Source organism: Synechococcus sp. R6-10, assembly GCF_047461815.1.
Taxonomy (GTDB): Bacteria; Cyanobacteriota; Cyanobacteriia; order Thermostichales; family Thermostichaceae; genus Thermostichus.
The window spans coordinates 1-3,377 of record NZ_JANSHW010000732.1; the positions used below are offsets into that span (position 1 = coordinate 1).

Here is a 3,377-nt window from a genome sequence, read left to right on the forward strand (position 1 = left end):
CGGGCGGTTTTCAGCAGTTGGATGGCCATCTTCATGTTGGTGATGGGGGTGCGCAGCTCATGGGAGACTGTGCTCAAAAAATCGTCTTTGAGGCGGTTGAGGCGCTCCAGCTCACCAATTTGCTGCACAGAAGCCTGGTAGAGGCGGGCCTGGCGGATGGCAATGGCGCAGTGATCCGCCACCTGCTGCACCACCTGCACCTCCAGTTCATCAAAGCACTCGGCTGCCGGCTTCGCCAGCCAGAGATCCCCCAGCACCCCTTGGTCATCCCGCAGCGGGCACACCAGCAGGGTCAGCCCTTCCCGACGGGGGATCCAGCCCTGCCCAGGCAAGTGGCAGAATTGCACCGCTTGACCCCCTTGCAGGTGCCGGTAAAGATCGGGGTAGTCGGCCAAGGTCAGGGTGATCCCGCCGACGGGCGGTAGGGCAGAGGTGTATTCGTAGCGCACCGTGGCTTGGCCGGCTGCCCAATCGTAGAGACAGAGATCGCAACCTTGAATGGGCAACCCCAGAGCCAACTCCTGCACCACTGCCCGCAGGATCTGGGCTTCCTCCAAACTGCTGCGCACCTGGTCGGTGACCCGCTGCAAGAGGGCATCCATAGCCAGAGATCGCTGCAGGGCCGCCGTCCGCTCCTGCACCTCCTGCTCCAGACGGGCGTTGAGGGTTTGCAACTGCCGGTAGAGCTGATTTTGCGTAATGGACAGGGCCAAATGTACCCCGACCCGACTCATCAGCTCTTGCTCTGCAGCTGACCAAGCCTTAGGCTCGTCAATTTTCAGCTCCCGCCAGGCAGCAAAAGAGATCAAAGGCAGTTCTTGTCTGGGATCCCCCTGAGCAAACCAACGGTAACCCGCCCAGTGGGTTTCTTGGCAGATGGCCGCGCGAAACACGCTCAGCCAGCCCACGGGCTGGTCATTCCAGACAAGCTGTACCATCAGCAGGCCACGAATGGGCGTCTGCTTCATCTGCTCTTGCAGCTCCGGCCATTTCTCCAAGTGGGATAGCGACCACATCTTGACCCAGCCCCCCGCTCCTCCGGCCCTTCCGAGCTGCTCCTGTAGCCAGGTGTCGTAGCTGGCCGGGGGTTGCACGCCATGACAACAGAGGGTATCTGCGCCCATAAAGTGGATCCGCAGCCGCGCCCCGATCCCCTGCAAACCGGCAGCAAGCTGCTCCAGCACCGTAGTCAAGGTCGTCTCCGGGTGTAGGGGCGAATAAACCAGGGCAGCAATTTGGTTGATGAGGCGTTCCTGCTGCGCCTTCTGCCGCGCCTGCTCCAGCAATTCCGCCTGAGCAATGGCAATGGAAACTTGATCCGCCAGCAACTGCACCACCTGCAGCTCTTCTTGGGAGTAGGGACGAGGCTCAGCATGATGGGAGACCAACAGCCCCCATAGCTCCTGGTGATGCATCAGGGGAACCACCAAGGAAGAGGCCACCCCCATGGATTTCAAATAGTGAACATGGCAGGGATCCACGGGCCGCTGTAGCGGCTCGCCCAGAGGAACCCTAGCAGACAACCCCCAGGACTCCGGCTGGCTGATGGAACGGCTCTGCGCCTCCACATCCACAATCACCCGCACCTGAGCTAGGCGAAACAACCGCCGCGCCTCCTCGGGAATGTCCCCTGCCGGAAAAGTCAGCCCCAAGAGCGAGGGCAGCCGCTCCCCGCCTCGTGCTTCCGCCACCACCGTTCCGTGACCTTCGGGATCAAAGCGGTAAACCTTCACCCGATCCGTACCCAAAAAGGCGCGCACCTCCTCCACCGTCGCCCTCAGGATCTGATCCAGCTCCAGGGATTGCCGAATCTGGTGGGTGATGCGGTTGATGAGGGCATCTCGGCTGGGTCGAGCTGCGGCAGCCCACGTTTCAGTATCCATAGTTGCAAGCCCCTAGCCCCTGGGATTAACGGGAAGTATCTAGAGATACATCCCTTTTTTCCAGCATAGGATGTCTTTGAGAAAGGTAAGCGGGCTCAAAAGAAAAGTTAAAGAAAAAGTTAAAGACGGCAACCCAAGGATCCTTCCCAGCTTGGTTCGTAGGCCCTAAGCCCAACAATCTAACGACTGGATCCAACCTAAATATGGTCATTTCAATTCAAACTAGGACACTGCGCCCATACCTAAAACTCTAAATGTTGAGTGGCCAAAGGTTTTTCTCAATAGCTCAGGCGTCTCACTCTAAACTGAAAAAGCCATAAATAGATAGGTTTTGTTGTGGTCTGCAAAGGTACCCCAAAGCATGGGGGAATGACTGGGGAGATAAGCACCGCTGTCGTGGAGGGGAGCTGTCTCTGTTCGCGTAGCGTTGCGAAGCGATACCAGCAACCAGAATCCTCACCCTATGGGGCAGGGAGTATGTCAAGCAAAGAGCTAGGGGAGAGGCAACCGAAACAGGCGAGCAGCGTTCTGGCTGGTTTCTTCTGCCAGTTTTTCCGGTGGGATCCCAAGCAGCTCCGCCAAGGTTTGGGCCACCCGCTGCACGTAAGCCGGCTCATTGCGTTTGCCGCGGAAGGGGGTGGGAGCCAGAAAAGGGCAATCGGTTTCCACCAAAAGCTGGGATAGGGGCACCTCCAAGGCCGACCGGCGGACAGTCTCGGCATTTTTGAAAGTGACAATGCCGCTGAAGCTAATGAAGCAGCCCAGCTCGACAAACAGCCGCGTCTCCTCCGGGGATCCGCTCCAGCAATGCATCACCGCCCGCACTGGCCCCCCCGTGGCCATGGCCTCCTTGAGGATGGCGTAGGTGGCTGCTGCCGCCTCGCGGCAATGGACGATCAACGCCAGATCCTGCGCTTGGGCAATGGCAATCTGGGCCCAGAAGGATTCTTTTTGCCGCTCGATATCCGCCGGGTTGGACTTGTAGAAATCCAGGCCCGTCTCCCCGATAGCCACCACTCGCTCGTCGCTGGCGGCCAGGTGGGTGATCTTTTCGGCCAAATCGGGCTGCCACTGGCCCGCCTCCAAAGGGTGCAGCCCCACCGACAAAAATACTTCCGGATACTGGTCGGCAATGGCCTGCAACTGGGGGAATTCTGCCGGTGTTACACAAGAATGCACCAAACGCCGGATCCCCGTCTGACGCCAGCGCTCGGCCACCTGGGGCAGATCCGCGGCAAAATCGGGGTAATTGAGGTGGACGTGAGTATCCACCAAAGGAGCAGCAGGTAAGACGGCGGTGCTCAAGGCTCAGCTCCCCAACAATCGTGTTGCCAACCTTATCCAATTGTAAAAGCTGTCCCCGGCCTGCTTGGGATCCCTTCTGGCGCTCCCGTTTGCCGGCGAGATCCCCTTGCGACGGCTCCTGTGGGAGCATGCCTCTAACCCCCAAAACCCTGAACTTTGCTGAATTTACTGAGCTTTAGGCGGTTTGGC

General features: G+C 59.0%; 2 protein-coding genes. Both read right to left on the bottom strand.

What is annotated here, in order from left to right:
* A partial coding sequence (locus NW837_RS15620) for a GAF domain-containing protein (protein WP_414332600.1) occupies positions 1-1,883 on the bottom strand: 1,883 nt, incomplete at its 3' end.
* 492 nt (positions 1,884-2,375) lie between these two features.
* On the bottom strand, positions 2,376-3,188 hold the full coding sequence (locus NW837_RS15625; RefSeq protein ID WP_414332602.1) for a TatD family hydrolase: 813 nt from the start codon (positions 3,186-3,188) through the stop codon (positions 2,376-2,378).
* Positions 3,189-3,377: the final 189 nt, after the last annotated feature.